We start from the raw sequence: 26,640 nt of genomic DNA, 5'->3' as shown, positions 1-26,640 counted from the left end.
GCCAGCACAACTGGTATGGATACTTGCATTGGTCTTAATGTGCCGATGCGTTTTCCAAATCTTTACAGATGGGCTGATTGAATCTTACTTTAGTTGTTCATTTTAGCTAAGCATATAACTAAATCAAGTTGCTTTGCATATTAATGAATCGATTGATGCTTTATATACAACTGCTTGGGTGTTGTATAGTCAAGCCTCACGAGCAATTAGTATTGGTCAGCTTCACATATCACTATGCTTCCACATCCAACCTATCAACGTCCTAGTCTCGAACGGCTCTTTAGAGGACATAAAGTCCTAGGGAAATCTTATCTTGAGGTAGGCTTCCCGCTTAGATGCTTTCAGCGGTTATCCCTTCCGAACATAGCTACCCGGCGATGCGACTGGCGTCACAACCGGTACACCAGAGGTTCGTCCACTCTGGTCCTCTCGTACTAGGAGCAGATCCTCTCAAATTTCCAGCGCCCACGGTAGATAGGGACCGAACTGTCTCACGACGTTCTAAACCCAGCTCGCGTACCTCTTTAAATGGCGAACAGCCATACCCTTGGGACCTGCTTCAGCCCCAGGATGAGATGAGCCGACATCGAGGTGCCAAACACCGCCGTCGATATGAACTCTTGGGCGGTATCAGCCTGTTATCCCCAGAGTACCTTTTATCCGTTGAGCGATGGCCCTTCCATACAGAACCACCGGATCACTAAGACCTACTTTCGTACCTGCTCGACTTGTGGGTCTCGCAGTTAAGCGCGCTTTTGCCTTTATACTCTACGCGTGATTTCCGACCACGCTGAGCGCACCTTCGTACTCCTCCGTTACTCTTTAGGAGGAGACCGCCCCAGTCAAACTACCCACCAGACATGGTCCTCGCCCCGGATTACGGGGCAGAGTTAGAACCTCAACATTACCAGGGTGGTATTTCAAGGACGGCTCCATTGGAACTAGCGTTCCAACTTCAAAGCCTCCCACCTATCCTACACAAGTAAGGTCAAAGTTCAATGTCAAGCTGCAGTAAAGGTTCACGGGGTCTTTCCGTCTAGCCGCGGGTACACTGCATCTTCACAGCGATTTCGATTTCACTGAGCCTCTGCTGGAGACAGCGCCGCCATCATTATGCCATTCGTGCAGGTCGGAACTTACCCGACAAGGAATTTCGCTACCTTAGGACCGTTATAGTTACGGCCGCCGTTTACTGGGGCTTCGATCAAGAGCTTCGCTTACGCTAACCCCATCAATTAACCTTCCAGCACCGGGCAGGCATCACACCCTATACGTCCACTTTCGTGTTTGCAGAGTGCTATGTTTTTAATAAACAGTTGCAGCGGCCTGGTTTCTGTGGCTGCCAATAGCTCAGACCGCAAGGGTCATCACCGTCAGCAGCGTACCTTCTCCCGAAGTTACGGTACCATTTTGCCTAGTTCCTTCAGCAGAGTTCTCTCAAGCGCCTTGGTCTACTCGACCTGACCACCTGTGTCGGTTTCGGGTACGATTCCTGTGTAACTGAAGCTTAGAGACTTTTCCTGGAAGCATGGTATCAGCCACTTCGCTGTACAAGTACAGCTTGCTATCAGATCTCAGCATAGAGCACCCCGGATTTGCCTAAGATGCATGCCTACTTCCTTCCACCTGGACAACCAACGCCAGGCTGACTTAACCTTCTCCGTCCTCTCATCGCATTACACAGAAGTATTGGAATATTAACCAATTTCCCATCGACTACGCCTTTCGGCCTCGCCTTAGGGGTCGACTCACCCAGCCCCGATTAACGTTGGACTGGAACCCTTGGTCTTTCGGCGAACGGGTTTTTCACCCGTTTTGTCGTTACTCACGTCAGCATTCGCACTTCTGATACCTCCAGCATACTTCTCAATACACCTTCATCGGCTTACAGAACGCTCCCCTACCACTTGACTAAAAGTCAAATCCGCAGCTTCGGCACATAGTTTTAGCCCCGTTACATCTTCCGCGCAGGCCGACTCGACTAGTGAGCTATTACGCTTTCTTTAAAGGGTGGCTGCTTCTAAGCCAACCTCCTAGCTGTCTATGCCTTCCCACATCGTTTCCCACTTAACTATGATTTTGGGGCCTTAGCTGGCGGTCTGGATTGTTTTCCTCTTGACTACGGACGTTAGCACCCGCAGTCTGTCTCCCGGATAGTACTCATAGGTATTCGGAGTTTGCATCGGTTTGGTAAGTCGGGATGACCCCCTAGCCGAAACAGTGCTCTACCCCCTATGGTATTCGTCCGAGGCGCTACCTAAATAGCTTTCGGGGAGAACCAGCTATCACCAGGCTTGATTAGCCTTTCACCCCTATCCACAAGTCATCCCCTGGCTTTTCAACGACAGTGGGTTCGGTCCTCCAGTTAGTGTTACCCAACCTTCAACCTGCTCATGGATAGATCGCCTGGTTTCGGGTCTATACCCAGCAACTAAACGCCCTATTAAGACTCGATTTCTCTACGGCTCCCCTATACGGTTAACCTCGCTACTGAATATAAGTCGCTGACCCATTATACAAAAGGTACGCAGTCACCGAACAAGTCGGCTCCCACTGCTTGTATGCATGCGGTTTCAGGATCTATTTCACTCCCCTCACAGGGGTTCTTTTCGCCTTTCCCTCACGGTACTGGTTCACTATCGGTCAGTCAGGAGTATTTAGCCTTGGAGGATGGTCCCCCCATATTCAGACAAGGTTTCACGTGCCTCGCCCTACTCGTCATCATTATGTGTGCCCTTTCGTGTACGGGAATATCACCCTCTACGTTCGCACTTCCCAGAGCGTTCCACTAAAACACACATAACTTAATGGGCTGATCCCCGTTCGCTCGCCGCTACTAAGGGAATCTCAATTGATTTCTTTTCCTAAGGGTACTGAGATGTTTCACTTCCCCTCGTTCGCCTTGCAACACTATGTATTCATGTTGCAATACCTACCTTAAAGTAGGTGGGTTCCCCCATTCAGAAATCTCCGGATCAAAGGATATTTGCCGCCTCCCCGGAGCTTATCGCAGGCTATTACGTCTTTCATCGCCTCTGACTGCCAAGGCATCCACCACATGCACTTAATTACTTGACTATACAACCCCAAACAGTCGTCAACACTTACAAGTGAGTGTTGTCCGTGCGATTCTTCATCGCTACTATCTGTTGCCTGTGTATTTAAACACTGTACAGCTTCAATCTAAATTCATATACCAAAACGCTTGATTCAGTTAATTTGCTAGTTCTCAATTCATCTAGATTAATTGCTTAATCTAAATTCTTGAGTGAACAATTTATTTCAGACTCAATTTTGCCAATCTGTTAATGAATAAACATGCCTTCGTCAGGTCATGCTTAATACCGTGATACTTAAATCACAGAAGTTAATAAACCAAGATCTAAATCTCTATTTACTAATTTCTGTAATCCGAACTTCTCTTAAGTTCTGGTGGAGACTAGGAGAGTCGAACTCCTGACCTCCTGCGTGCAAAGCAGGCGCTCTACCAACTAAGCTAAGTCCCCAGCTTACATCATCAGTCATGTATCTTTTATCTATAACTTCAACCAGTCAAAGTCATGGTGGGTCTGACAAGACTTGAACTTGTGACCCCACGCTTATCAAGCGTGTGCTCTAACCAACTGAGCTACAGACCCTCAGATACATCTATGAAGAACAACTTGTTGTGGATTCTTACCAATCGTCAATCTTTCGTTAAGGAGGTGATCCAGCCGCAGGTTCCCCTACGGCTACCTTGTTACGACTTCACCCCAGTCATCGGCCACACCGTGGTAACCGCCCTCTTTGCAGTTAGGCTAGCTACTTCTGGTGCAACAAACTCCCATGGTGTGACGGGCGGTGTGTACAAGGCCCGGGAACGTATTCACCGCGGCATTCTGATCCGCGATTACTAGCGATTCCGACTTCATGGAGTCGAGTTGCAGACTCCAATCCGGACTACGATCGGCTTTTTGAGATTAGCATCCTATCGCTAGGTAGCAACCCTTTGTACCGACCATTGTAGCACGTGTGTAGCCCTGGCCGTAAGGGCCATGATGACTTGACGTCGTCCCCGCCTTCCTCCAGTTTGTCACTGGCAGTATCCTTAAAGTTCCCGACATTACTCGCTGGCAAATAAGGAAAAGGGTTGCGCTCGTTGCGGGACTTAACCCAACATCTCACGACACGAGCTGACGACAGCCATGCAGCACCTGTATGTAAGTTCCCGAAGGCACCAATCCATCTCTGGAAAGTTCTTACTATGTCAAGGCCAGGTAAGGTTCTTCGCGTTGCATCGAATTAAACCACATGCTCCACCGCTTGTGCGGGCCCCCGTCAATTCATTTGAGTTTTAGTCTTGCGACCGTACTCCCCAGGCGGTCTACTTATCGCGTTAGCTGCGCCACTAAAGCCTCAAAGGCCCCAACGGCTAGTAGACATCGTTTACGGCATGGACTACCAGGGTATCTAATCCTGTTTGCTCCCCATGCTTTCGCACCTCAGCGTCAGTGTTAGGCCAGATGGCTGCCTTCGCCATCGGTATTCCTCCAGATCTCTACGCATTTCACCGCTACACCTGGAATTCTACCATCCTCTCCCACACTCTAGCTAACCAGTATCGAATGCAATTCCCAAGTTAAGCTCGGGGATTTCACATTTGACTTAATTAGCCGCCTACGCGCGCTTTACGCCCAGTAAATCCGATTAACGCTTGCACCCTCTGTATTACCGCGGCTGCTGGCACAGAGTTAGCCGGTGCTTATTCTGCGAGTAACGTCCACTATCTCTAGGTATTAACTAAAGTAGCCTCCTCCTCGCTTAAAGTGCTTTACAACCATAAGGCCTTCTTCACACACGCGGCATGGCTGGATCAGGCTTCCGCCCATTGTCCAATATTCCCCACTGCTGCCTCCCGTAGGAGTCTGGGCCGTGTCTCAGTCCCAGTGTGGCGGATCATCCTCTCAGACCCGCTACAGATCGTCGCCTTGGTAGGCCTTTACCCCACCAACTAGCTAATCCGACTTAGGCTCATCTATTAGCGCAAGGTCCGAAGATCCCCTGCTTTCTCCCGTAGGACGTATGCGGTATTAGCATTCCTTTCGAAATGTTGTCCCCCACTAATAGGCAGATTCCTAAGCATTACTCACCCGTCCGCCGCTAAGTGATAGTGCAAGCACCATCACTCCGCTCGACTTGCATGTGTTAAGCCTGCCGCCAGCGTTCAATCTGAGCCATGATCAAACTCTTCAGTTAAAAATCATTTTGCACCTTATTAAAGACAAGGTGCCAATTCTGGCTCATCAATTTTCTGACTTAAATTTCGCTCAAATAAACTTCGAGTAATTTAAACCAATCAATCAATGATAATATTTCGATCGATCAATCAGTAAAAATCCACACAAGTTGTTCTTCAATTCTCTTAATGATCTTCTTCCTGGTTCGTCACCAGCAAGCTAGGTCGGCTATATTACTCTTAATCTCTTAAAAGTCAACAGGTAATTTCGATATTTTTAAAACTTAATCTCAAAACCAACTTCTCATCAAATTCATCACTTAAAGTAACCAACTTAATTCCAAGCAACTGTTTTTCAACAAGTTCTTATCTGCATCACCGCCGATGGATGTGCATTATAGAGGATTAATATCCCTTTGCAAGCGAAAATTAGAAACTCATGACTTGAGCGTTCACTTTTAAATCAACAAACAATTTAACCTATTGTTTTATATAAGTAATTATTTTAATTATTTATTTTTGACCTAAATAAGCCAAGATCATGCTCGACAATTCGCGCTTAAGTTGTTGTTCTGATATAAGAAAATTATTCTGACTCACATATCGCATCATCGTAAAAAGCGTACTATTAATAATTACAAAGGATTTATGCTTCACCTGTTCGAAGTCCCACTGATGAGGATTTCTACTAAATGTATATAGCCCGACTTCAAAAAAATGCTTTTCTAAAATCTGAGCAGCTTGCGAATGGCTATAGTCATGCCAATGTTTCAACACTTCTATAAAAAATCCATGATCGGCTTTTAATGCATTAAACCCTAGCTCTATCGCCAAGGGGATGAGCAGGTCTAAAGGAATATTTCCTTGCTGCATAACCAGCTCTTTAAGTTGATGTCCTAATAGTTCGCTTTTACGGCGTAATAGTTCTTCTATGATTTGATCTTTATTCTCAAAGTATTGGTAAATCGAACCTACACTTACTCCAGATTTCTCTGCAATTTTAGGAGTTGTAGTATGTAGTAAGCCATATTGGGCAATACAGTGCTGTGTCGCCTCTAAAATATGGTCAACAATAATTTTTGAACGCTGTTGCTGTGGAGCTTTTCTCATCGGTTGTTTATTCGTTAAATGCGAATTGAATGCGAATAATTATTCATATTAGCCTATTTATTATTCAGTTCAATAAGTAAGTAACGATATGCAAACGATTAGCCCAACTCGACTTGCTTCTTTTAATGACATGCAAGACAGTAATTTCTTTACACAGTTTTTAAATGTCTGTTGCGAAAAACCAGCTCAACCGAACTATACAGAATATGCATCTTTAGAACGTGCTCTTTGTGAAGGGGACGTTGAAATGGATAAGGTGATTGATTGGGTTATGCAAAACCCCAAAGGTCACCGAATGTTTTTTGAGAAGATATTATTTCAAGGCCGCGATGACCTATCTGAGCCGCTACCTACTGAGTTAGAAAATTTCTTTAATTACATTGAACAAAAGCCCGAATGGTTAGACCAGCGCCAAATTGATGAGGCTGTTAAATTTACTCATCGTTTAGGAGTAAATAATGGTTTTATTCTTAGAGATTTATCTTTAATGGCAGGATACTTATATCCGGGATTTAATCAGCCTCTAATTTTAACGGGCGCATTGAAAAAACAGGCGGGTACTCGTTTAGCAGAAACCACAAAATGGTGGGTTGATATTACTGAACCTCAAGGACTTTCTCGTTTAAGCTCAGGTTTCACCTCAACGATTTATGTTCGCTTTATTCACGCACTTGTTCGCCGACAATTAAAAAAGTCTGATCGTTGGGATAGTGAAGTTTGGGGAATTCCTCTTAATCAATTTGATTTAGCAATGACTAATTTGGCCTTTAGCAGTGTAGTTTTACTCGGTATTAGAGCTTTAGGTGTATGGCCAACGAAACAAGAAGCTAAGAGTTTTTTACATTTTTGGCGCTATGTTGGCTGGTTGATGGGTATCGATGAAAAATGGCTTATTCAATCTGAATCCGAAGGTTGGCGGTTACTTTACTGGATGCAGTTTGCTCACCCTCGCTCTGATCACAGCAGTGTTGAATTAGGATCGAGTTTATCTAAAGAGCCTTTTGAGAGAAAATATCTGCATTTACGCTCTTTGCAGCAGAAGCTTGCTTACCGCCAACATTTAGAACTTACCCAATTTTTTATTGGTAAGAAAAGAATGAAACTACTTGGATTGCCTCAGCAGTCTGCTTCATGGTTTGCTTATTATTTGATTGTGCGCAATTCACTACTTTATAGTGGTGCGAAGCTTTCACCAAAAGTTGAAAAGTTTTTATCCAAATCAGGTCGCAATATACAAAAACTTGGCTTAACGCTTTATCAGAATCAAGGTAAGGCAAAAACCTTAGCAAGTATGCATTAATAATTTTTAAAACCTAAAAATAACAAAAGGAAGCCTGTTAACCAGACTTCCTTTTTCAAATATTAAGACACTTATTGAGCTGATGAACTATGCATGTGCATTTCAGCGTGATTCATTTGCTCAGGTGTTTCCACCATTTGCTTATTTTTTTGACTTGGCATGTAGTCAGGCTCATTGTTGATCGCCACGTAAAAAATAATCATAAACAATAAGCTCAAGATACAAGCCACAATAAGTGACTTCCATCCCCACCACGATTGTTCAGGCGATAATTTATTTGTCATTTCATTTCTCTCATTCAATTAATATTTTCAGTTCATTTCATTCGCTATAGGTTATTAAAACTTCATACTCATACGAACCCAGTAATTTCTTCCGATATTGTTGAATTGCTCTTCACTCGCAAATCCAAAACCTGCACTACCCGCTTTGTTTAAGTGTTCGGTATAGGTTTTATCTAGTACGTTATCGATACCAACAGAGACATCAATATCTTTACGAAGGTTGTAACTTCCGTTTAAAGAAAGAGTTGAAAAACCTTTACTTGGTTTGAGGTCATACCCCACGATGTTACCTTGATGTAGACTCACGCGGTTTTGCTCAGCAACCGCACGCCACAACAGACCTAAGTTATATTTGTCAGCCACATAGCGAATATTTAAACGACCTTCTAAAGGGGAAATTTGAGGTAGCGGTTTGTCATCTGTGGTGTTTTTACCCCACGCATACATAGCACTCAAATCTGCCTGAATATGGTCGGTAAATTGATATCCAATACCCGCTTCCGCGCCTGCGATGGTTGCATCGATATTTTTGGCACCCGCAGTAATATCATGACTCATGTCATGCCCATCCATTCCCATACTTGGATGATGGTGGTAACTCATTAAAATGTAGTCATCTACTAAGCCTGCATAAGCAGAAGCCCATGTATTTAAAGCACCATGTTGTTGTTGGAAACCCATATCCAACTGTAATGTTTTCTCGGGATTCACACCGTTAAAAGTATTGGTTGAACCTGCATTACCATGTTTAGGCGAGAAAAGCTCCCAATAATCTGGCATACGCTCTACATAACCTAAACCGATATAGCTTTTTAGATCATGCTCAGGATGTTGATTTTCCCAGCGAACGAATGCACTCGGTAAAGTCTTTTTAAGTTTGGTGTTAAAACCCTTTGCTTGAGAGTCGGCACGTTCATCTTCAACTGTGACTCGATCTAAACGTGCACCTGTAACCAATTTGTTGAGATCGTTCCATTGATAACCAAGTTCACCAAAAGCACCGTATGATTGAAAACGCATATCTTGACGATATGAAACATTCATAGAAGGCATATTTGGCGATGACATGCTACCGCCATGTTTATTGAATTGAGAATCTACACCTGTAATCAAACTCCACTTATTCCATTCAGAAGTCATGGCCAAACGTGAGTTTAATGTACGGCGCGTTACCTGCATTGCCATCGCGTTCGGCATCAGCATGGTCATACCACCATGATTCATTTCAACTAATGGCGGAGTACGTAAGCTAAAGTTATCCATAATATGGTCGTTATAGCTGTAGTTCACCTGCCCTTCAATTTTCTTAATGACATCAGTGATATTTTTCTTTTCGAACCGCAGACCTAAGCTTTCACGCGCAAACTGAGAACCATCCATTGAACGCCCAGCATAAAGCGATTCACCATCAGATTTCCCACCCGTGAGTTCAATCCATGTGTCTTCATCTGGGGTGAAACCAAGTGCTACATCAGCATTCCACTTTTTCCATGCTGAAGGCACGGTATTGCCATCACCATCTTGATAACTATTAGACTCTGAACGGTTGGCATTTAAACGAATATATTTCTTTTCATCGCCAATTGCTGCTTCAACATTATGATCAATACGCCCATAGGAACCTAATAAGACACTCGCTTGTCCACGATAAGGTTTTTCAGAGGTGAGTTTTTCAGGCTGACGTTCAAAAAGGACTGTTGCAGCAGAACCTGTATTGGCATATTGAACAGTTTGCGGACCTTTAATGACAGAAATACGATCATAACTTTCTGGAGAGATATAAGAAGTTGGAGCATCCATACGATTTGGACATGCACCCAAGTTCTCAGTTCCATCTGTCAAAATTTTGATGCGTGAACCAAACATGCCTCGGAAGGTCACATCACCATTTGTTCCACCGCTTTGTATTGAGTTAAAACCCATAATACTTTGTAGATAGTCTGCACCATCTGTAGCAGGTACTGGCTGAATGGGCTGTTTCGGGTCGGCATGTACAATCAAACCATTTGCATCGTTACCTTGTTGTGCTGTAACAACAATAGGTGCTAATGAATGAAGTGTTTTGGTATCAACATCATTTCTTTCTGAATCAGCAAAAACTAGACCCGAATGAGAGACAGCAAGCATCGCAACCCATAGAGGTTGTAATAAGAATTTAGAATGTGGCATTTTTATACGCTCTAAAACATAAATAAAGTGATATTGAAGTCAGTTAAGACCCCAACAAAAAATTGCTTTTATTTATGCAAATAGAGGCGGTGCGCGCCCTTGAGGGAGTAGGAAAAGTCGCTGTAGCGCAAAGTAAACATGTCGAAATGCTTGTTGATAGGCAACTAAGCGGACTTGTATGCGGACTAAAACTTCTTTTACACCAAATTCAGGTGGTAAAACCAAATTGGCATAGACGGTACAATATTGACACTGGTGATTTGCATCATGATGATCATGTTGTCCAGAAGCTTGTGCCTGTTCAATATGATGTTCATGATGTGAATGCATGGTATGTGACATGGTTTCCATTTGTGCTTTGGGTTTAAGCAAAGCACGAGTAATAGTTTCACAGACCGGAGCAATTTGATATTGCTTCGGTAATAGCGGCTGTAGAAATACCGCAACCTGTAAAAATACTGCTGCACATGCAAGCAGTAAACCACTACGAAAAACCAAAAATCACATCCACACTATATTAATGTTTCAAGAATAGAAATTTTTAACGTTTTACTGCAACTTTTTCACGCTCACGTTGACGAACAACTTTTTCGACTTTTTCTCGAGCACGCTGACGTTTAAGTGGCGACAAATAATCCACAAATAATTTGCCATTTAAGTGATCCATTTCATGTTGGATACAAACAGCGAGAAGTCCATCAGCTTCTATCTCAAATGCTTGACCTTCAAGGTTAATTGCCTCAATTTTCACACGTGACGGGCGCTCAACTTTATCGTATATTTGTGGCACCGATAGGCAGCCTTCTTCGTACTGCTGCTTATCTTCTGTCAGTGGAGTGATTTTGGGGTTAATAAAAACCAAGGGTTCATCTTTAGCTTCAGATAAATCTATAACGATTAACTGAATATGACGATCTACTTGTGAAGCTGCTAAACCAATACCGGGTGCGGCATACATGGTTTCAAGCATATCTGCTGCAAGTTGACGAATTTCATCAGTAACTTCTTCAACAGGCTTAGCAATGGTACGAAGACGGGGATCAGGAAAACTTAAAATAGGTAATAAGGCCATACTGACGTCCTCACTTATGCCATTGATTGAAAAACCAAATGAAGGAAATACTTCATCGAAAAATTGTGTGTTAGCCGCCTATTATAACGCATCTGCACGCATAATTTTTAGGAATTATCATAATGAAAAAGGTTTTTAACGGCATGGTTGAATTTCATGCTTTGGGGATAAAAAAGCATTTACTTGCTTTCGCACTTTTTACAGGGGTTGCAATGGTTACAGTAGCAGAGGTTCATGCTGCTAGTCCAAACCATAATCCACCCTCTCTAAAAAGTAATGCACCACATGTCTACGTTGTAAAACGCGGAGATACGCTGTGGGATATTTCCGGTCATTTCCTAAGTAAACCTTGGCGCTGGCCAGAAATCTGGGCAAATAATCAACATGTCAAAAATCCACACTGGATTTATCCTGGTGACCGATTGTTGTTATGCAGTTTAGCGGGTCGACCATTGATCGGTAAAGATGAGGGAGATGGTTGCGTTGGCATTATTCGTCGCTACACAGGCCAAATGACAAACTTGCAACCTCAAGTTCGTGTGGAATCGCTTAACGACAATGTGCCTGTTATTCCACTTGAACATATCAAACAGTGGTTAGAACACAGCACAATTTTGCCAGCCGACGCAATTGAACACACTCCTTATATTGTGGGTACTGCTGATCAACGCGTGCTTGCAGCAAGAGGCCAAACCATTTATGCGCGTGGACAAGGTTTAGTTAATGGCCAACGTTATGCAGTCTACCGTGAAGGCGAACCTTATTATTTCACAGACAGTAAAGGTAAAAAGCATAGTCTAGGTATTGAACTGCAACAAGTTGCCTCAGGAATTGCGATCTCTTCTGAAAAAGACATAACAACACTTGAGTTAACTGATAGCTACAATTCCGAAGTACGCCGTGGTGATCGGGTTATGCCGGAAGAAGAAGCAACATTACCTACTTTATTTTATCCGGTAGATGCCACTCAAGTTACAGATGCTGGCAAGATCATTCGTGTAATGGGTTCAATTGGCAGCGCTGCAAAAAATAGTGTGGTGACTTTGGACCGAGGTACAGCACAAGGGGTTCAAGTAGGGCAAGTTTTTGATATTACTCAAAAGGGTGAGACTATTCGAGACCCTAAAACCAAAGAACCAATACAGTTACCAGGACAACAGATTGGTAGTCTGATGGTTTTCAGAACTTTTGATCAGCTTAGCTATGCCTACGTATTAGAAAGTGACCTACCTATTAAAGTTGGTTCAAGTATTCAGCCACCTCGTTTTGATGATTAACGCTGGATACACCCTTTACAATGCTTACTCAACTTTCTTCACACCATTACCACACGCTTAAAGTGTGGTATTTGGTGCAACACTCATTAGTTAGCTTCAAAAAAATTGTCAATTATTTTGGTAGCTGTGAAAAAGCGGTCCAACCTGCTGGGTTATCTCAATGGTGCAATCTCGGGTTACATGCTAATCATTTAAAACGCGTAGATGAATTTCAAACTGCTCAGGGTCAAGCTCAGTTTGAAAAACTAATTGAGCAGATCCAGCAATATACCGACTTTATTTTAACGTCAGAAGACCTTGGCTATCCTACGCAACTACTACCTTATACAGACCATCCACCCATCATATTTGGTAAAGGCCAAGCGCAAGCTTTGTTACAACCACAAATTGCGATTGTAGGTAGTCGAAAACCAAGTCCACATGGTCGTCAGGTTGCTTATGATTTTGCCTATTACTTAAGTGAAAAAGGATTTTATGTAAGTAGTGGTTTGGCATATGGCATTGACGAAGCTGCTCACCAAGGAGCTTCAGCACATCAACGTACGATTGCGGTGACAGGAACAGGTTTAGACAGTACCTACCCTGCTCAAAATAAAAAACTTGCAGAACAGATCTTGGCTCAAAACGGCGCCATCATTACTGAGTTTTTGCCGGGTACGCCACCATTACAGCAACATTTTCCTCGTAGGAACCGAATTGTCAGTGGCCTGAGTTTAGGTGTGTTAGTGGTAGAAGCTACTTTAAAAAGTGGTTCTCTCATTACTGCGAACAAAGCTGCCGAGCAAGGTAAAACCGTATTTGCAATTCCTGGTCATATTTACAGTGAGTTTCATCAGGGCTGCCATCAACTTATTCGTGAGGGAGCCATTTTAGTCGATCATCCTGAACAAATTATTGAAGATCTTGCTTTACCTACTCAATGGCAAAGTCAGCAACAGAACTCAACTGAAGAGGTCATGGTTTCTTGTGCCCCAGAAATTCCTGAACATTTAATTAACCTTTATCAGTCTTTAGACTGGGTCGGACAAAATATTGACCAGCTTGTCATACATCACTCTCAACCTGTGGCAGAACTCACCTCTTCACTCATGGAACTAGAACTACTTGGTTTATGTATGCAACAATCAGGGCTGTATTTACGTTGTCGCTCTTAGTGCTGGAGCACAATAGCAATTCTGTTTGATTGAAAGGAAGAGTATTACCATGATTACCACCTCAGTTACCGAAGCAGCCGAATGTTTACAACAAGGTCAAGTTTTGGCATATCCAACTGAGGCAGTTTGGGGGTTAGGTTGCGACCCTTTTAATGAACAAGCTTTTCAAAAAATTCTTGAGTTAAAGCAAAGGCCTATTGAAAAGGGAGTGATTTTGTTAGCAGGTCATATTAGCCAAGTTGGGCACCTACTAACTTCTCTACCTCAAACAACCCAACAAGAAATTATTGATTGTTGGACGAATCATCAACCTTCTGAAAGAGCTACAACTTGGCTATTGCCTGCTGGCGAACACATTCCATCTTGGATTAAAGGTGAACATCCACTTGTTGCTGTTCGAGTCACTACACATCCTTTATGTGTGGCATTATGCAATGCTTTTCATGGTTTTATTGTCTCGACGAGTGCCAACCCAAGTGGGCAAGAACCTGCTCATTCACTACAAGATGCCTGCCAATACTTTGGTTCACAATTAAACTATCTCAATGGTGATTTAGGCCAAAGTCAGCAACCAAGTAGAATTATTAATGCTCTCACTGGAGAGATTATTCGCGCCTAATTTCAGACAAAAAAAAGCTCAGTTATATAGGGATAACTGAGCATAAAAAAGGATGGGTATATACCGCATCCAGAGGGTTTGGATATCTCTGCAACGAAAGATAATTTGCAAAAAAAGCACGTCTTTCGTAGTGGTCGCTATTATGTAGTAAGAGATCAAATGAGAGAAATATATTATTTCTCTAAAAAAAGCATGAAAAGTGTAGGGAATTTACGAATTTTCGCTTATAAATTAAAATTATATTAATATTTTTACTCGGCTTTTTTAATATTTATATTTCAATCTATTCTTATAAACTATTTATAAATCATATAGAAAAACTTTAACTAAGAAAAAAATGGCATATTTTCATTAGTTTTTTTAAAAATATGCCATAGTTTTTTTAACGACTTTAGTTTTGCTCTTGCATTAAACTGCTCTTTTTAGGACTGACTTTTTTCTGAGCCATAATGATACCAATTAAGATAACAATCCCACCTATTGTGTGATAGATGGTCCATTGCTCAGACAACCAAATGCTTGCAATAATTGCTGTAAAAACAGGAACCAAGTTCATAAAAATACTTGTTCTATTGGGACCCAATTGTTGAACAGCCAACATCCAAACTAACGGTGCAATCAGTGAAGCAAATACACCTGCATAAATAGCACTTGGCGCATTTTGTGCATTTAAAGCATCTAGTCCAAACCAAAAAATTAAAGGCAGATGAAATATTACAGAAAATCCGATCTGAACATATAAGCTTGTCATGATTGGAAGTGGAAGCTGCCATTTTTTAAGGAAAACCCCATAAAATGCATAGAAGAATACGGCAATAATCATCAATGCATCACCAAGATGCCCCCCTCCACTTAATAAATGGCTAATATTTCCTTGGGACATAACATATAGCAAACCTGCGAAAGATAAAATGCTGCCAAAAACTGCAAATCGATTAGGCACATCTTTTAAAATCGCAAGCGAAACAAAGATTGTAAAGATAGGAATAAATGCATTCACAATTCCCATATTGGTTGCACTGGTATAATGGGCAGCCGTATAAGCAAGCCCTTGATAAAGCACCATCCCAAATGCACTTAACACAGCCAGCTTAGGTAAATATGGTATTAATAATCGTCTTTGTCTCCAAACAGGTAAGAGCATAAACGGCGTTAAAATAATAAAAGCGATTAACCACCGATAAAAACTAATACTTACTGGAGAGATATAATCCGAGACATAGCGGGTGACTACAATATTTAAAGACCAAATCAGTACTGCCAAAATGGGAAAAATAAATGCCCATTTGTGATATTTCATGACCTGACTCATAGTAATACACCATCTACAAAAGAGATTTTATTTTGAAGAATGTCTTAATAAATTGAAATATCGTATTTCTGACATTGATATTGAACTTAGGACATTATCTTTTTCTAGAATCTAAAATAATGTCCAAGCTTTCACCGCATGACCTACCACTTTATGTAATTGCTCGCTACTCGCACCATCTCTCGCTTGAATAGTCAGCCCTTGAATGACAGTGGTATAAAAATCAGTCATTTCCTGTAAAGGCGCATGAGAAGATAAATCCCCTTGCTCCACACCTTGCTGAAGACGTTTTAATAATTTTTCTTTTGTCTTTATACGCTTATCTAATAGATTTTGCTGTACATCTTGAGTTGCATCAGAGCAATTCATAGCAGCAACAACTACCATACAACCTGCTGGCTTATTCGGCTGAACCAATCTTTTAACAATGTCATAAAGATATAACTCAACAGCAATTTTTGCAGTTTTTGCTTCTACAAATATAGTGTCAATCGGACATCCTTCATGAGCCAAATAGTAATCAACACTTCTGTAAAACAGCCCTTCTTTGTCGCCAAAAGTACTGTATAAGCTCGGTGCTGTAATTTCCAAAGCTTGTGTTAAATCACTAATAGACGTTGCTTCATAACCATGTTCCCAAAACAGCAACATTGCTTTTTGCAAAACCTGTTGTTCATCAAAGCATTTAGGACGTCCACGCTTTTTTTTCAGCGCGTCTTCTGTAACAGCTAAATTCGTTTCATGCCTATTTGTCATAAAGATCACATCTATTTTTATAACAATCGTTATTAAATTAATTGACGTTCGATTTTTTATCAACTATTTTATTTTCATAATGATCGTTAGTTAATTAATAAATTGCCTTTCTTCACTCTAAATTTAGCCAAGTAAGGATTTCCTATGGACCAATCTTCTATTTCTAAAGCGCGACCCACGACCTCCCCTCAAGGGAGCTGGTTTGCCATTTTGGCCGTTGCGATTGCAGCGTTTGCATTAGTAACAAGTGAATTTTTACCTGTTGGTGTTTTAAATAGTGTTGCAACAGATTTAAATATTTCTGTAGGTACAGCTGGTCTTATTATTACTGTACCCGGCATTATGGCGGCAATTGCCGCCCCTCTATTACCTGTATCTGTGAAACAACTTGATCGGCGTTATGTGCTTATCTTGCTGACAGCCATTATGGTCATTGCCAATACCATTACTGCCTTTGCAGAAAACTTCCATATTTTATTACTCAGTCGCTTAATTTTAGGAATTTCGATTGGGGGGTTCTGGGCGACAGCAATTGCTTTAAGTGGGAAATTAGCTCCCTCGCATCTTCCTATTGCGAAAGCAACAGCTGTAGTAATGGCTGGTGTAACTTTTGCGACAGTTTTAGGTGTTCCGATTGGAACATGGTTAAGTGAGTTTTATGGCTGGCGCAGCGCTTTTGGAATTACAGCAGGAATTGGTTTAATTGTTTTAATCTTACAATTAATCTTCTTACCTAAACTTGTTCCAGACTCAGCAATTCATATAAGAGACTTACCAGCATTATTACGTACTCCTAAAGCACGTAGTGGTATGTTGATTGTTTTACTGATTGGACTTGCTCATTTTTGTGCCTATAGCTATTTAGCACCTTTTTTCAAAAATATTGCAGGCTTTAACGGCACAACAATTAGTTCATTACTATTGCTCTATGGAATTGCAGGTATTTTCGGAAATGCATTCGCCGGATATAGCGGTAATTTAAATGTCCGATATACACTTGCTTTTGTTAGTGCTTGTTTTGCAATTGTATTTTTTGGATTCCCACTTTTTGCCATTCATGAATTTGGTGCTATTGTCTTAACGGCTTTATGGGGCTTCGCATTTGGCGCTTTCCCTACCTCAGCAAATATCTGGATGTTTGTACATGCACCAAATGCAGTTGAAAAAGGTATGCCTCTTTTTGTAGGTATGTTTCAGGTGATGATTGCGACAGGTTCATTATTAGGTGGATATGTAGTTGATCATTTCAATGAAAATACTTTAATTTATGGTGTATTAAGCTTTGTTGCACTAGCATTACTGAGTACATTTACCTTAGCAAAAGGTTTAAATAATCCTAAAGCGACTTGTGAAAATTGAAATATTATTCAGAGTAAATAAATGAAAAATGAGGACCAACAATTTTCTTTATTGAACAGTATAGAAGTTCATGAGTTTCTATACCAAAAAGAAGATATTGTTCGTCCTCATGCATCCCTCTGGGGAGATTTTAATTTCAGTTTGAATGGTATTTTGGAAATGCAAGTAGAGGAACAAATCTACTTATCTCCTCCAAGCTATGGGCTTTGGATTCCTCCTCAAACAGTTCATCAATCTACTCATATCGACCATGAAATTCACTATATCTGTATTCGACTACACCCTAGCCTCTGTTCTATTTTAGGTGACGTCTGTAAATGCTTTAGTATTCAACCTTTCTTTCGAACCTTAGTTTTACAAATTCTCGAACAGCAAAAACAAACCGAAAAAGCTGAATATTTAGAGCATCTTTTACAAGTTTTATTCGATCAACTTAAACAAGCTCCTGCATATTCACATTATTTACCGCAAACGCGTCATCCTGTTTTATTGCCTATTCTAGAAAAACTCTCAGACCCATTACTTTTTGATCACTCTTTACAGCAGTTGCTACAAAATTTCTCGGTCAGCGATCGCCACTTATTACGTTTGAGTCAACAAGAGCTTCAGCTTTCGTTATCGGAATGGCGTAACCGAGCCAAAATTGTTTATGCCATTCATCAGATCCGCCAAGGGACCTCCATTAAGCGTTTAGCTTACGATTTAGGTTATCAACATAGCTCAAGTTTTATCGAGTTTTTTAAACGTTATACAGGGCAAACGCCTATCCAAATGAGAAATAACTAGAATTTAGTTTATCTCTAAAAACTTTTTCTTTTTTGAACACGAATATTATTGCACTGACCATCAATAGCAGTTAAAACAAATGCGTTACTTGATATCAATTACAATCTTCAGGAAAGACTCATGACACAATCTGTATATCACATTCCAGTAAAAGCCATTTCAGGCGAAACGGTTGACCTCGAACAATACAAAGGTAAGGTTTTACTTATTGTAAATACTGCTTCTAAATGTGGTTTAACTCCACAATACGAAGGTCTAGAAAAGCTTTATCAAGCAAAAAAAGATCAAGGTCTTGAAATTTTAGGTTTCCCTGCAAACAACTTTAAGGAACAAGAACCAGGTTCTGATGAAGAAATTCAACAATTCTGTTCATTAAATTACGATGTTCACTTCCCTTTATTTTCTAAAGTATCTGTTGCAGGTGAAGATAAGCATCCACTGTATGCAACTTTGACATCAGCTCAACCAGAACGTACTGGTGAAGGACCTTTCCGTGAGCGCTTAGAAGGCTTAGGTATTCCAACTAATCCAGCTCCAGAAGTTTTATGGAACTTCGAAAAATTCTTAATTAATAAAAATGGCGAAGTAGTGGCTCGTTTTGCTCCAAACCTAACTGCGGATGATGAACAAATTGTTAAAGCAGTTGAAGCAGAGTTAGCAAAATAACGGTTTTAAAAACGTGAAAAAGAGCGTTTTCTACGCTCTTTTTTATTATCTGATCAAAGTGTTGTTTGTTTGCAAAAATACAATCTTTCTCCATATTTTATGCCTATAGTACCTATTTGCTTTATTTGATGTTGTTTGTAGTTATGAAAAAAGTTTTACAGGGTGCATTTCTTCCTTTTGTAATTTTTGCCTCAGGCATGCTTTTACTCGGGTGTGATCAAGCACGAGATCATGCTACTGAACAAGAAAATACTGAAATAAGTGAACAGGCATCGGATCAAGCTATTGAACGACAAGAATCAGATATTGCTCCTAGCAAAACTGAACTCAAAAGCGGCAATATTTTTTATATGGTCCGAGATGCTGCTAATTTACAGCTTAAAGCTGGAGATTATGTTGAACAGCTTAAAGACACTCAACTTGACGTTGAACAAGCAATTCAAGATAAGAATCAAAGTGAATTAAAAACAACTGTTTCAACTTTAAAACAGCAATTACAAGGTTTAAATCAAGCTCTTCTCACCTTAGATATCAAAAGTCAGGAAATTGAGAATATTCGCCAAAGTTTATTACATGCCAATCAACAAGCTCTTAGTATGCCGTTATTAAATGGGAAATTAGATCAAATCAATTTTGACCAAATTGAAAAACAGCTAAATACTATTCAAATGGATATGGTTAAGTTAGCCGCCATGATTATGGCTGGAGATGAAAAATCAGACTCAAAAACTGAATCTTAAAAAATTAACTTATAAAAAAAGCCACCTTACGGTGGCTTTTTCAATCTCGAACCGCGTCTTATTGAGCGCGGTTTTTGATTTTACGGATTGTTTCAAGCTGGCCTGAGATCTCTGATAGAGATGCCAAAGCAGCAGCTGAGTCCAAATCACTCTTTTGGTTCGCAAGCAATTGTTCAGCATTTTTACGTGCTTCTAAAATTGCAGCTTCATCCAAGTTGTCTGCACGGATTGCAGTATCTGCAAGAACCGTTACAACATGAGGTTGAACTTCTAAAACACCGCCAGATACATAGACGATTTCTTCTGTACCATTTTCCAACTGAACACGAATCGGGCCCGGTTGAAGCAAGGTTACAAGTGGAGCGTGTCCTGGCAAAATACCAAGCTCACCACCAGCACCTTTCGCGATTAACATCGTTACTGCGCCAGAGTAAATAGACTCTTTAACACTTACGACATCACATTGCATAGTCGCCATGAGATGATCTCCTTAAATTAGAGTTTCTCAGCTTTAGCAATCACTTCGTCAATACCACCAACCATATAGAACGCTTGTTCTGGGATGTGATCGTATTCACCAGCTAATAGACCTTTAAAGCCACGAATCGTTTCTTTAAGTGGTACTAATTTACCAGGAGCACCAGTAAACACTTCAGCTACGTGGAATGGTTGAGAGAAGAAACGTTGGATTTTACGCGCACGGTAAACAACCAATTTATCTTCTTCAGCTAACTCATCCATACCCAAGATTGCGATAATGTCTTTAAGCTCTTTATAACGTTGCAATACGTTCTGTACAGAACGAGCAATTTCATAATGCTCTTGACCAACAACTAATGGGTCTAACTGACGTGAAGTTGAGTCAAGTGGATCGATCGCTGGATAGATACCAGAAGATGCGATGTCACGGCTCAATACTACTGTTGCATCTAAGTGAGCAAATGTAGTTGCAGGCGATGGATCTGTTAAGTCATCGGCAGGTACATATACTGCTTGGATCGATGTGATCGAACCAGATTTAGTAGATGTAATACGCTCTTGAAGAACACCCATTTCTTCTGCAAGTGTAGGTTGGTAACCTACCGCAGATGGCATACGACCTAACAATGCTGATACTTCAGTACCTGCAAGTGTATAACGGTAGATGTTGTCGACGAATAATAATACGTCACGACCTTTACCATTTTCGTCTTTTTGATCACGGAAGTATTCAGCCATAGTCAAACCAGTTAACGCTACGCGTAAACGGTTACCTGGTGGCTCGTTCATCTGACCGTAGACCATTGCTACTTTGTCAAGAACGTTAGAATCTTTCATTTCGTGATAGAAGTCGTTACCTTCACGAGTACGCTCACCAACACCAGCAAACACAGATAAACCTGAGTGAGCTTTCGCGATGTTGTTGATCAACTCCATCATGTTAACGGTTTTACCAACACCCGCACCACCGAATAAACCAACTTTACCACCTTTTGCAAACGGGCAAAGTAAGTCAATTACTTTAATACCAGTTTCTAAAAGATCAGTAGAAGCTGCTTGTTCAGCATAAGAAGGTGCTTCACGGTGAATCGGCAAACGCTCTTCAGTCGCAACAGGACCTGCTTCATCAATCGGGCGACCCAAAACGTCCATGATACGACCAAGCGTAGCTGGACCTACTGGAACAGAAATCGGTGCATTTGTGCTGGTTACGTTAAGGCCACGTTTAAGACCTTCTGTAGAACCCATTGCGATGGTACGAACAACACCATCGCCAAGCTGTTGCTGAACTTCTAATGTAGTTTCAGTACCGTCAACTTGGAGAGCGTCATAGATCTTAGGAACGCTATTGCGCTCAAACTCGACGTCGATAACCGCGCCGATGATCTGAATGATACGACCGCTACTCATTGCTGTCTCCTCAATTCAAACTTAATAATGTTAAACGGCAGCGGCACCGCCAACGATCTCGGAAATTTCCTGAGTAATCGCGGCTTGACGCAGCTTGTTGTAAATGAGTTGTAGGTCTTTAATCAGTTGTCCTGCGTTGTCTGTCGCTGCTTTCATCGCGACCATACGAGCTGACTGCTCACATGCAACGTTTTCAATCACACCTTGATAAACCATAGACTCGATATAGCGAACCAACAAACCATTTAACAATTCTTCTGCTTCTGGTTCGTAGATATAGTCCCAACCATAAGTACGGTTGAGATCATCGCCTTCTTCTGCTGGTGCTAAAGGAACAAGTTGTTCTACTTTAGGCTGCTGAGTCATTGCATTAACGAAGCCATTTGATACGAGGTAGATACGATCTAATTCGCCCTTATCAAATGCATCAAGCATAACTTGTACTGAGCCAGTTAACTGTTCCAAACTCGGCGCATCGCCAAGTTGGGTAGTTGCACCAAGCACTTTACCGCCGTAATTCTTAAAAAACGAAACCGCTTTTTGACCAATTAAAGCAAATTCAACTTCAATTGACTGCTGTTGTTGTGCTTTGACATGCTGCACAACTTTCTTGAACAAGTTAATGTTCAAGCCACCTGCCAAACCACGATCTGAAGACACTACGATATAGCCAACGCGCTTAACTGGGCGATCAACCATATAACGGTGTTTGTATTCAGGGTTTGCTTGGACCAAGTGAGCAATTACACGGCGCATATTATCGGCATACGGACGGCCCTGAGCCATGCGCTCTTGCGCACGACGCATTTTAGAAGCAGCTACCATTTGCATCGCGCGAGTAATCTTTTGCGTGCTCTTGATACTAGCTACTTTGGCGCGAATTTCTTTTAAATTTGCCATACGCTTAACCTAGTATTCGAAAGCTCTTTCGAGCTTCCGAAGGTTGATCCGTGAACCAAACTTAACTAAAACTGAACTTAGTAAGTTTGAGTCGCTTTAAAGCTTTCAATACCTGCTTTGATTGCTGCTTCGATGTCTTTGTTGTAATCACCAGTTTCATCGATTTGTTTCATCAACGGAGCATATTCTGCGCGGAAGTAAGAAATTAACGCAGCATCAAAGTCTACGATTTTCTTAACCTCTACGTCAGCCATATAGCCTTCGTTAGATGCATAAACAGAAACAGCTTGGTCAGCAATTGAGTAAGGAGCATATTGCTTTTGCTTCATTAACTCAGTTACACGTTGACCATGTTCAAGTTGCTTACGAGTTGCTTCATCAAGGTCAGAAGCGAACTGAGCAAACGCAGCCAATTCACGGTATTGTGCTAAAGCAGTACGGATACCACCAGACAATTTTTTGATGATCTTAGTTTGAGCAGAACCACCAACACGAGATACAGAGATACCCGCGTTCACAGCAGGACGAATACCTGCGTTGAATAATGATGTTTCTAAGAAGATCTGACCGTCAGTAATCGAAATTACGTTCGTTGGTACGAATGCAGATACGTCACCTGCTTGAGTTTCAATAATTGGCAATGCAGTTAAAGAACCAGTTTTACCAGTTACTGCGCCATTAGTGAATTTCTCAACGTAGTCAGCAGATACACGAGAAGCACGTTCAAGAAGACGTGAGTGAAGATAGAATACGTCACCCGGATACGCTTCACGACCTGGTGGACGACGTAAAAGTAATGAAATTTGACGGTAAGCAACTGCTTGCTTAGACAAATCATCATAAATAATAAGAGCGTCTTCACCGCGGTCACGGAAGTATTCACCCATTGTACAGCCAGAGTACGGAGCTAAGTACTGCATTGCAGCAGGATCAGCAGCCGCAGCAGCGACAACAGTTGTATACGCCATAGCGCCAGTTTCTTCTAGCTTACGTACAACGTTTGCAATTGTTGATTGTTTTTGACCAATCGCAACGTATACACATTTAATGCCAGAATTTTTCTGAGCGATAATCGCATCGATCGCCATTGCTGTTTTACCAGTTTGACGGTCACCAATAATCAACTCACGCTGACCACGACCCACAGGAATCATGGTATCAACTGATTTGTAACCAGTTTGAACAGGTTCGTCTACAGATTGACGCCAAATTACGCCTGGTGCTACTTTTTCAACAGCATCAGTTAATTTTGCATCAATTGGGCCTTTACCATCAATTGGGTTACCCAAAGCGTCGACAACACGGCCAAGAAGTTCCGGACCAACTGGAACTTCAAGTACACGACCTGTACAACGAGCTTTTTGACCTTCTTGAAGGCTTAAGTAGTTACCTAAGACAACGGCACCCACTGAATCCTGTTCTAGGTTCAGTGCCATACCAAATAAGCCGCCGTCAAATTCGATCATTTCACCGTACATTGCATCAGCAAGACCGTGAATGCGCACGATACCGTCGGATACCATAACAATGGTACCTTCGTTTTTAGCGGTCGCGCTGGTGTCCAGATCGCTGATACGCTGTTTAATGAGCGCACTGATCTCGGATGGATTCAGTTGTTGCATTGCGCTATTCCTCAATCTTTTATTAGTTCAGTCTTCATCATTTGCATTATGCAAGAAGACGAGTACGCATTTTTTCAAGCTTGTTAAGCGCAGAATCATCTATCACTTGATCGCCTGCACGAATTACAACACCTGCAATAAGCTCAGGTTTAACTTCAACTGAAACAGTTACAGTACTGTTGAAACGCTTTTCTAAAGCAGATTTCAACAATTGCTCTTGTTCAGCAGTTAATGGGAAAGCCGATTCAATCACGACATCCACATTGTTGTTATTCTGTGATTTAAGCTGTTCATATTCTGCTTCAATTTCAGGTAACAACATTAAACGATCGTTATCTGCAAGAAGTGTCAAAAAGTTAGACACTGCTTGAGATTGACCTTCACCTAAAACTTTAGCAAAAAGCTTCACTTGCTCCACAGGAGTAAGTTCAGGGCGATTTAAATAAGCGGAAAATGCTTCGTCTTGCACCGCAGCACTGAGCACTTGTAACGCATTCGACCAATTGTCTGTTGCACCTTGCTCAGAAGCATAAGCAAATGCTGCTTTGGCATACGGACGTGCCAACGTCAAGAGTTCAGCCATGATTCGCCTCTCTTAAAGTTTAGCAGCCAGCTGAGACAGCATGGCATTATGAGCTTCTGCGTCAACTTGCTGGTTCAGGATTTTTTCTGCGCCAGTTACTGCCAAAGCAGCTACTTGTTGACGTAATTCTTCGCGAGCAGAATTGATATCTTGATCAACAGCTTCTTTAGCCTGTTGACGAATACGCTCACCTTCAGCCGCAGCTTGAGTACGAGCTTCTTCGATCAATTGTGCTGCACGACGGTTCGCTTGTTCGATCAATTGAGCCGCTTGTGCTTTAGCTGCATCAAGCTCTTGCTTTACTTGCGATTGTGCATCGGCAAGATCAGCTTTCGCTTTTTCTGCTGCATTTAAGCCATCAGCAATTTTACGCTGACGCTCACTAATCGCATTGATTAGTGGTGGCCAAACAAACTTCATGCAGAATGCAACAAAGAATGCAAACGCAATCGCTTGACCAATCAATGTGAGGTTGATATTCATTGCAATTCCTCAAATAGTGGATTTAGGAATTAAGATGATTAACCTACAAATGGATTAGCGAAGATGAAGAACAAGCCAATACCAACACCGATCATAGGCACAGCATCAAGAAGACCCGCGATTAAGAACATACGAGTTTGAAGTTGTGGAGCCAATTCTGGTTGACGAGCAACAGCTTCTAAAAAGCGACCACCCAAAAGACCAAAACCAATCGCAGTACCTAAAGCACCGAAAGCGATCAAGATAGCAGATGCAATTGCAACTAGACCTAAAGTGAGTTCCATGAAAAATTCCTCAGAGGTTAGGTTATTACCAAATTAAATTAAAAAAATTCAGCCCAACCATCGTTTGATAGTTAGGCAATACCATTAATGTTTTTCGCTTGCCATGCTCAAGTAAACGATGGTAAGCATCATGAAGATGAATGCCTGCAACGTGATTACAAGAATGTGGAAGATCGCCCAAGGCACAGACAACGCCCATTGAATCCAGAACGGCAATAAAGCAATTAGGATAAAGATCAACTCACCGGCATACATGTTACCGAATAGTCGGAGAGCTAATGAAATCGGACGAGCAAGGAATGTTACCAATTCCAAAATCAAGTTCACTGGAATAAGCAACGCTTTTGCAACTGGATTACTTGGGTTAAATGGGTTAAGTGCCAATTCACCAACGAAACCACTAACACCCTTTTCGCGGATGCTGTAGAACAAGATAAGTACAAATACAGATAAAGACATACCTAAAGTAATGTTTGGATCTGTAGATGGAACGATCTTGAAGTAAACGTGGTGAGGGTCCATACCAAATACGTTTGCACCTACAAACGCTGCAACTTGAGGAATCCAGTCAACTGGGATCAAGTCCATTAAGTTCATGAGGAAAATCCACACGAAAATAGTGAGTGCAAGCGGAGCGATTAAACGTGATTTGCCATGAAAAGTATCACGGACACTTGAGTCAACAAACTCGATGATCATTTCAATTGCAGACTGGAATTTAGTTGGAACACCTGCATTAGCAGCTTTCGCAACGATCCAGAACATCAAACAGAAAATAACACCAAGGCCAATTGACCAACCCATTGAATCCAAGTGAATTGCAGTGAACCCCATCGAATGAGCTTCTTCAGCAGTCTCAGCCAATTTCCATGTACCATCTGGCATTTTGCCATAGGTCATATTGGTCAAGTGATGCTTGATATACTCTGTCGAAGTGAGGGCATGTTCTTCAGCAGCCATAAATCACACCTGGTCAATGTCAATTACTAAAAAGAAGGGAAACGAACATCGGCGCACTGTCGATATCTCGCTACCCTCCAAAAAATCTTCAATTCTTCT

General features: G+C 41.5%; 22 protein-coding genes, 2 tRNA genes, 2 rRNA genes and 1 pseudogene. 8 read left to right on the top strand and 19 right to left on the bottom strand.

All coding sequences use genetic code 11. The annotated features are described in order from the left end of the window. Positions 1-185: 185 nt before the first annotated feature. The 5 genes and pseudogenes from F886_RS18230 to F886_RS18210 all read right to left on the bottom strand — a co-directional run bounded on the left by F886_RS18230 (position 186) and on the right by F886_RS18210 (position 6,325). Positions 186-3,078, bottom strand: a 23S ribosomal RNA gene (locus F886_RS18230). 352 nt (positions 3,079-3,430) lie between these two features. Beyond that, a tRNA-Ala gene (locus F886_RS18225) sits at positions 3,431-3,506 on the bottom strand. A gap of 55 nt (positions 3,507-3,561) precedes the next feature. Then, a tRNA-Ile gene (locus F886_RS18220) sits at positions 3,562-3,638 on the bottom strand. A 59-nt stretch (positions 3,639-3,697) separates the two neighbouring features. Beyond that, positions 3,698-5,235, bottom strand: a 16S ribosomal RNA gene (locus tag F886_RS18215). The 16S and 23S rRNA genes sit together here with 2 tRNA genes alongside, the layout of an rRNA operon. Before the next feature lie 519 nt (positions 5,236-5,754). Then, positions 5,755-6,325 (bottom strand): annotated as a pseudogene (locus tag F886_RS18210) (TetR/AcrR family transcriptional regulator). A gap of 88 nt (positions 6,326-6,413) precedes the next feature. On the opposite strand from F886_RS18210, the gene F886_RS18205 reads away from it, so the two are divergent. Continuing rightward, positions 6,414-7,625, top strand: a complete 1,212-nt coding sequence (locus F886_RS18205) for an oxygenase MpaB family protein (RefSeq protein WP_005309175.1) — start codon at positions 6,414-6,416, stop codon at positions 7,623-7,625. Positions 7,626-7,696: 71 nt separating this feature from the next. Here the strand turns inward: F886_RS18205 and F886_RS18200 are convergent, their stop codons facing one another. From F886_RS18200 to def, 4 genes are all read right to left on the bottom strand, one after another. Continuing rightward, positions 7,697-7,909: a hypothetical protein gene (locus F886_RS18200; protein ID WP_005309173.1), complete on the bottom strand. Its 213-nt coding sequence runs from the start codon at positions 7,907-7,909 to the stop codon at positions 7,697-7,699. Between the two features lie 54 nt (positions 7,910-7,963). After that, the gene (locus tag F886_RS18195) at positions 7,964-10,078 is read right to left on the bottom strand and encodes a TonB-dependent copper receptor (RefSeq protein WP_005309171.1); all 2,115 of its coding nucleotides are present in this window, start codon (positions 10,076-10,078) and stop codon (positions 7,964-7,966) included. A gap of 72 nt (positions 10,079-10,150) precedes the next feature. Next, entirely contained in the window at positions 10,151-10,576 is a 426-nt protein-coding gene (locus tag F886_RS18190; RefSeq protein WP_005309169.1) for a DUF2946 family protein, read from the bottom strand. A 43-nt stretch (positions 10,577-10,619) separates the two neighbouring features. After that, complete coding sequence (def, locus tag F886_RS18185) at positions 10,620-11,150, bottom strand: peptide deformylase (protein WP_004795267.1); 531 nt, start codon at positions 11,148-11,150, stop codon at positions 10,620-10,622. A gap of 122 nt (positions 11,151-11,272) precedes the next feature. Between def and F886_RS18180 the strand changes: the two genes are divergently transcribed. From F886_RS18180 to F886_RS18170, 3 genes are read left to right on the top strand one after another with little or no spacing between them, the layout of a single operon-like run. Continuing rightward, complete coding sequence (locus F886_RS18180; RefSeq protein ID WP_005309168.1) at positions 11,273-12,427, top strand: LysM peptidoglycan-binding domain-containing protein; 1,155 nt, start codon at positions 11,273-11,275, stop codon at positions 12,425-12,427. Positions 12,428-12,447: 20 nt separating this feature from the next. Further along, positions 12,448-13,581: a DNA-processing protein DprA gene (gene dprA / locus F886_RS18175; protein WP_005309166.1), complete on the top strand. Its 1,134-nt coding sequence runs from the start codon at positions 12,448-12,450 to the stop codon at positions 13,579-13,581. Positions 13,582-13,630: 49 nt separating this feature from the next. Next, entirely contained in the window at positions 13,631-14,200 is a 570-nt protein-coding gene (locus tag F886_RS18170) for an L-threonylcarbamoyladenylate synthase type 1 TsaC (RefSeq protein WP_005309164.1), read from the top strand. 391 nt (positions 14,201-14,591) lie between these two features. Here the strand turns inward: F886_RS18170 and F886_RS18165 are convergent, their stop codons facing one another. Continuing rightward, a complete protein-coding gene (locus F886_RS18165; RefSeq protein ID WP_081402313.1) occupies positions 14,592-15,512 on the bottom strand; it encodes a DMT family transporter in 921 nt (306 codons plus the stop codon). Positions 15,513-15,623: 111 nt separating this feature from the next. Then, the gene (locus tag F886_RS18160; RefSeq protein ID WP_081402312.1) at positions 15,624-16,277 is read right to left on the bottom strand and encodes a TetR/AcrR family transcriptional regulator; all 654 of its coding nucleotides are present in this window, start codon (positions 16,275-16,277) and stop codon (positions 15,624-15,626) included. A 135-nt stretch (positions 16,278-16,412) separates the two neighbouring features. Here F886_RS18160 and F886_RS18155 point away from each other — a divergent pair, with 135 nt between their 5' ends. From F886_RS18155 to F886_RS18140, 4 genes are all read left to right on the top strand, one after another. Next, positions 16,413-17,627 (top strand): MFS transporter, encoded by a 1,215-nt coding sequence (locus F886_RS18155; protein WP_005309158.1) that lies wholly within the window; start codon positions 16,413-16,415, stop codon positions 17,625-17,627. Between the two features lie 21 nt (positions 17,628-17,648). Beyond that, positions 17,649-18,413, top strand: coding sequence for an AraC family transcriptional regulator (locus F886_RS18150; RefSeq protein ID WP_005309156.1), 765 nt, complete (start codon positions 17,649-17,651; stop codon positions 18,411-18,413). A 120-nt stretch (positions 18,414-18,533) separates the two neighbouring features. Then, positions 18,534-19,079, top strand: a complete 546-nt coding sequence (locus F886_RS18145) for a glutathione peroxidase (protein WP_004795283.1) — start codon at positions 18,534-18,536, stop codon at positions 19,077-19,079. Between the two features lie 143 nt (positions 19,080-19,222). Continuing rightward, on the top strand, positions 19,223-19,819 hold the full coding sequence (locus F886_RS18140) for a hypothetical protein (RefSeq protein ID WP_081402319.1): 597 nt from the start codon (positions 19,223-19,225) through the stop codon (positions 19,817-19,819). A 58-nt stretch (positions 19,820-19,877) separates the two neighbouring features. On the opposite strand, the gene F886_RS18135 is transcribed toward F886_RS18140, so the two are convergent. The 8 genes from F886_RS18135 to atpB form a co-directional block, all read right to left on the bottom strand. Beyond that, complete coding sequence (locus F886_RS18135) at positions 19,878-20,297, bottom strand: F0F1 ATP synthase subunit epsilon (RefSeq protein WP_004795288.1); 420 nt, start codon at positions 20,295-20,297, stop codon at positions 19,878-19,880. A 17-nt stretch (positions 20,298-20,314) separates the two neighbouring features. Continuing rightward, entirely contained in the window at positions 20,315-21,709 is a 1,395-nt protein-coding gene (atpD, locus tag F886_RS18130; RefSeq protein WP_004795290.1) for a F0F1 ATP synthase subunit beta, read from the bottom strand. A gap of 30 nt (positions 21,710-21,739) precedes the next feature. Then, entirely contained in the window at positions 21,740-22,609 is an 870-nt protein-coding gene (gene atpG / locus F886_RS18125) for a F0F1 ATP synthase subunit gamma (protein ID WP_002114131.1), read from the bottom strand. A 77-nt stretch (positions 22,610-22,686) separates the two neighbouring features. Beyond that, positions 22,687-24,231: a F0F1 ATP synthase subunit alpha gene (gene atpA / locus F886_RS18120; protein ID WP_004795293.1), complete on the bottom strand. Its 1,545-nt coding sequence runs from the start codon at positions 24,229-24,231 to the stop codon at positions 22,687-22,689. A 46-nt stretch (positions 24,232-24,277) separates the two neighbouring features. Continuing rightward, positions 24,278-24,814, bottom strand: a complete 537-nt coding sequence (locus tag F886_RS18115; protein WP_004795294.1) for a F0F1 ATP synthase subunit delta — start codon at positions 24,812-24,814, stop codon at positions 24,278-24,280. Positions 24,815-24,826: 12 nt separating this feature from the next. Next, on the bottom strand, positions 24,827-25,297 hold the full coding sequence (locus tag F886_RS18110; RefSeq protein ID WP_004795296.1) for a F0F1 ATP synthase subunit B: 471 nt from the start codon (positions 25,295-25,297) through the stop codon (positions 24,827-24,829). A gap of 38 nt (positions 25,298-25,335) precedes the next feature. Continuing rightward, complete coding sequence (gene atpE, locus F886_RS18105) at positions 25,336-25,581, bottom strand: F0F1 ATP synthase subunit C (protein WP_000424060.1); 246 nt, start codon at positions 25,579-25,581, stop codon at positions 25,336-25,338. Between the two features lie 84 nt (positions 25,582-25,665). After that, a complete protein-coding gene (atpB, locus tag F886_RS18100; protein ID WP_004795298.1) occupies positions 25,666-26,541 on the bottom strand; it encodes a F0F1 ATP synthase subunit A in 876 nt (291 codons plus the stop codon). Positions 26,542-26,640 lie beyond the last annotated feature (99 nt).

Origin of the sequence: Acinetobacter sp. NIPH 542 (assembly GCF_000369825.1) — a bacterium.
In the GTDB taxonomy this organism is placed as follows: domain Bacteria; phylum Pseudomonadota; class Gammaproteobacteria; order Pseudomonadales; family Moraxellaceae; genus Acinetobacter; species Acinetobacter oleivorans.
The sequence above is the reverse complement of the archived record's forward strand: the minus strand, read 5'-3'. Positions and strand labels throughout refer to the sequence as shown.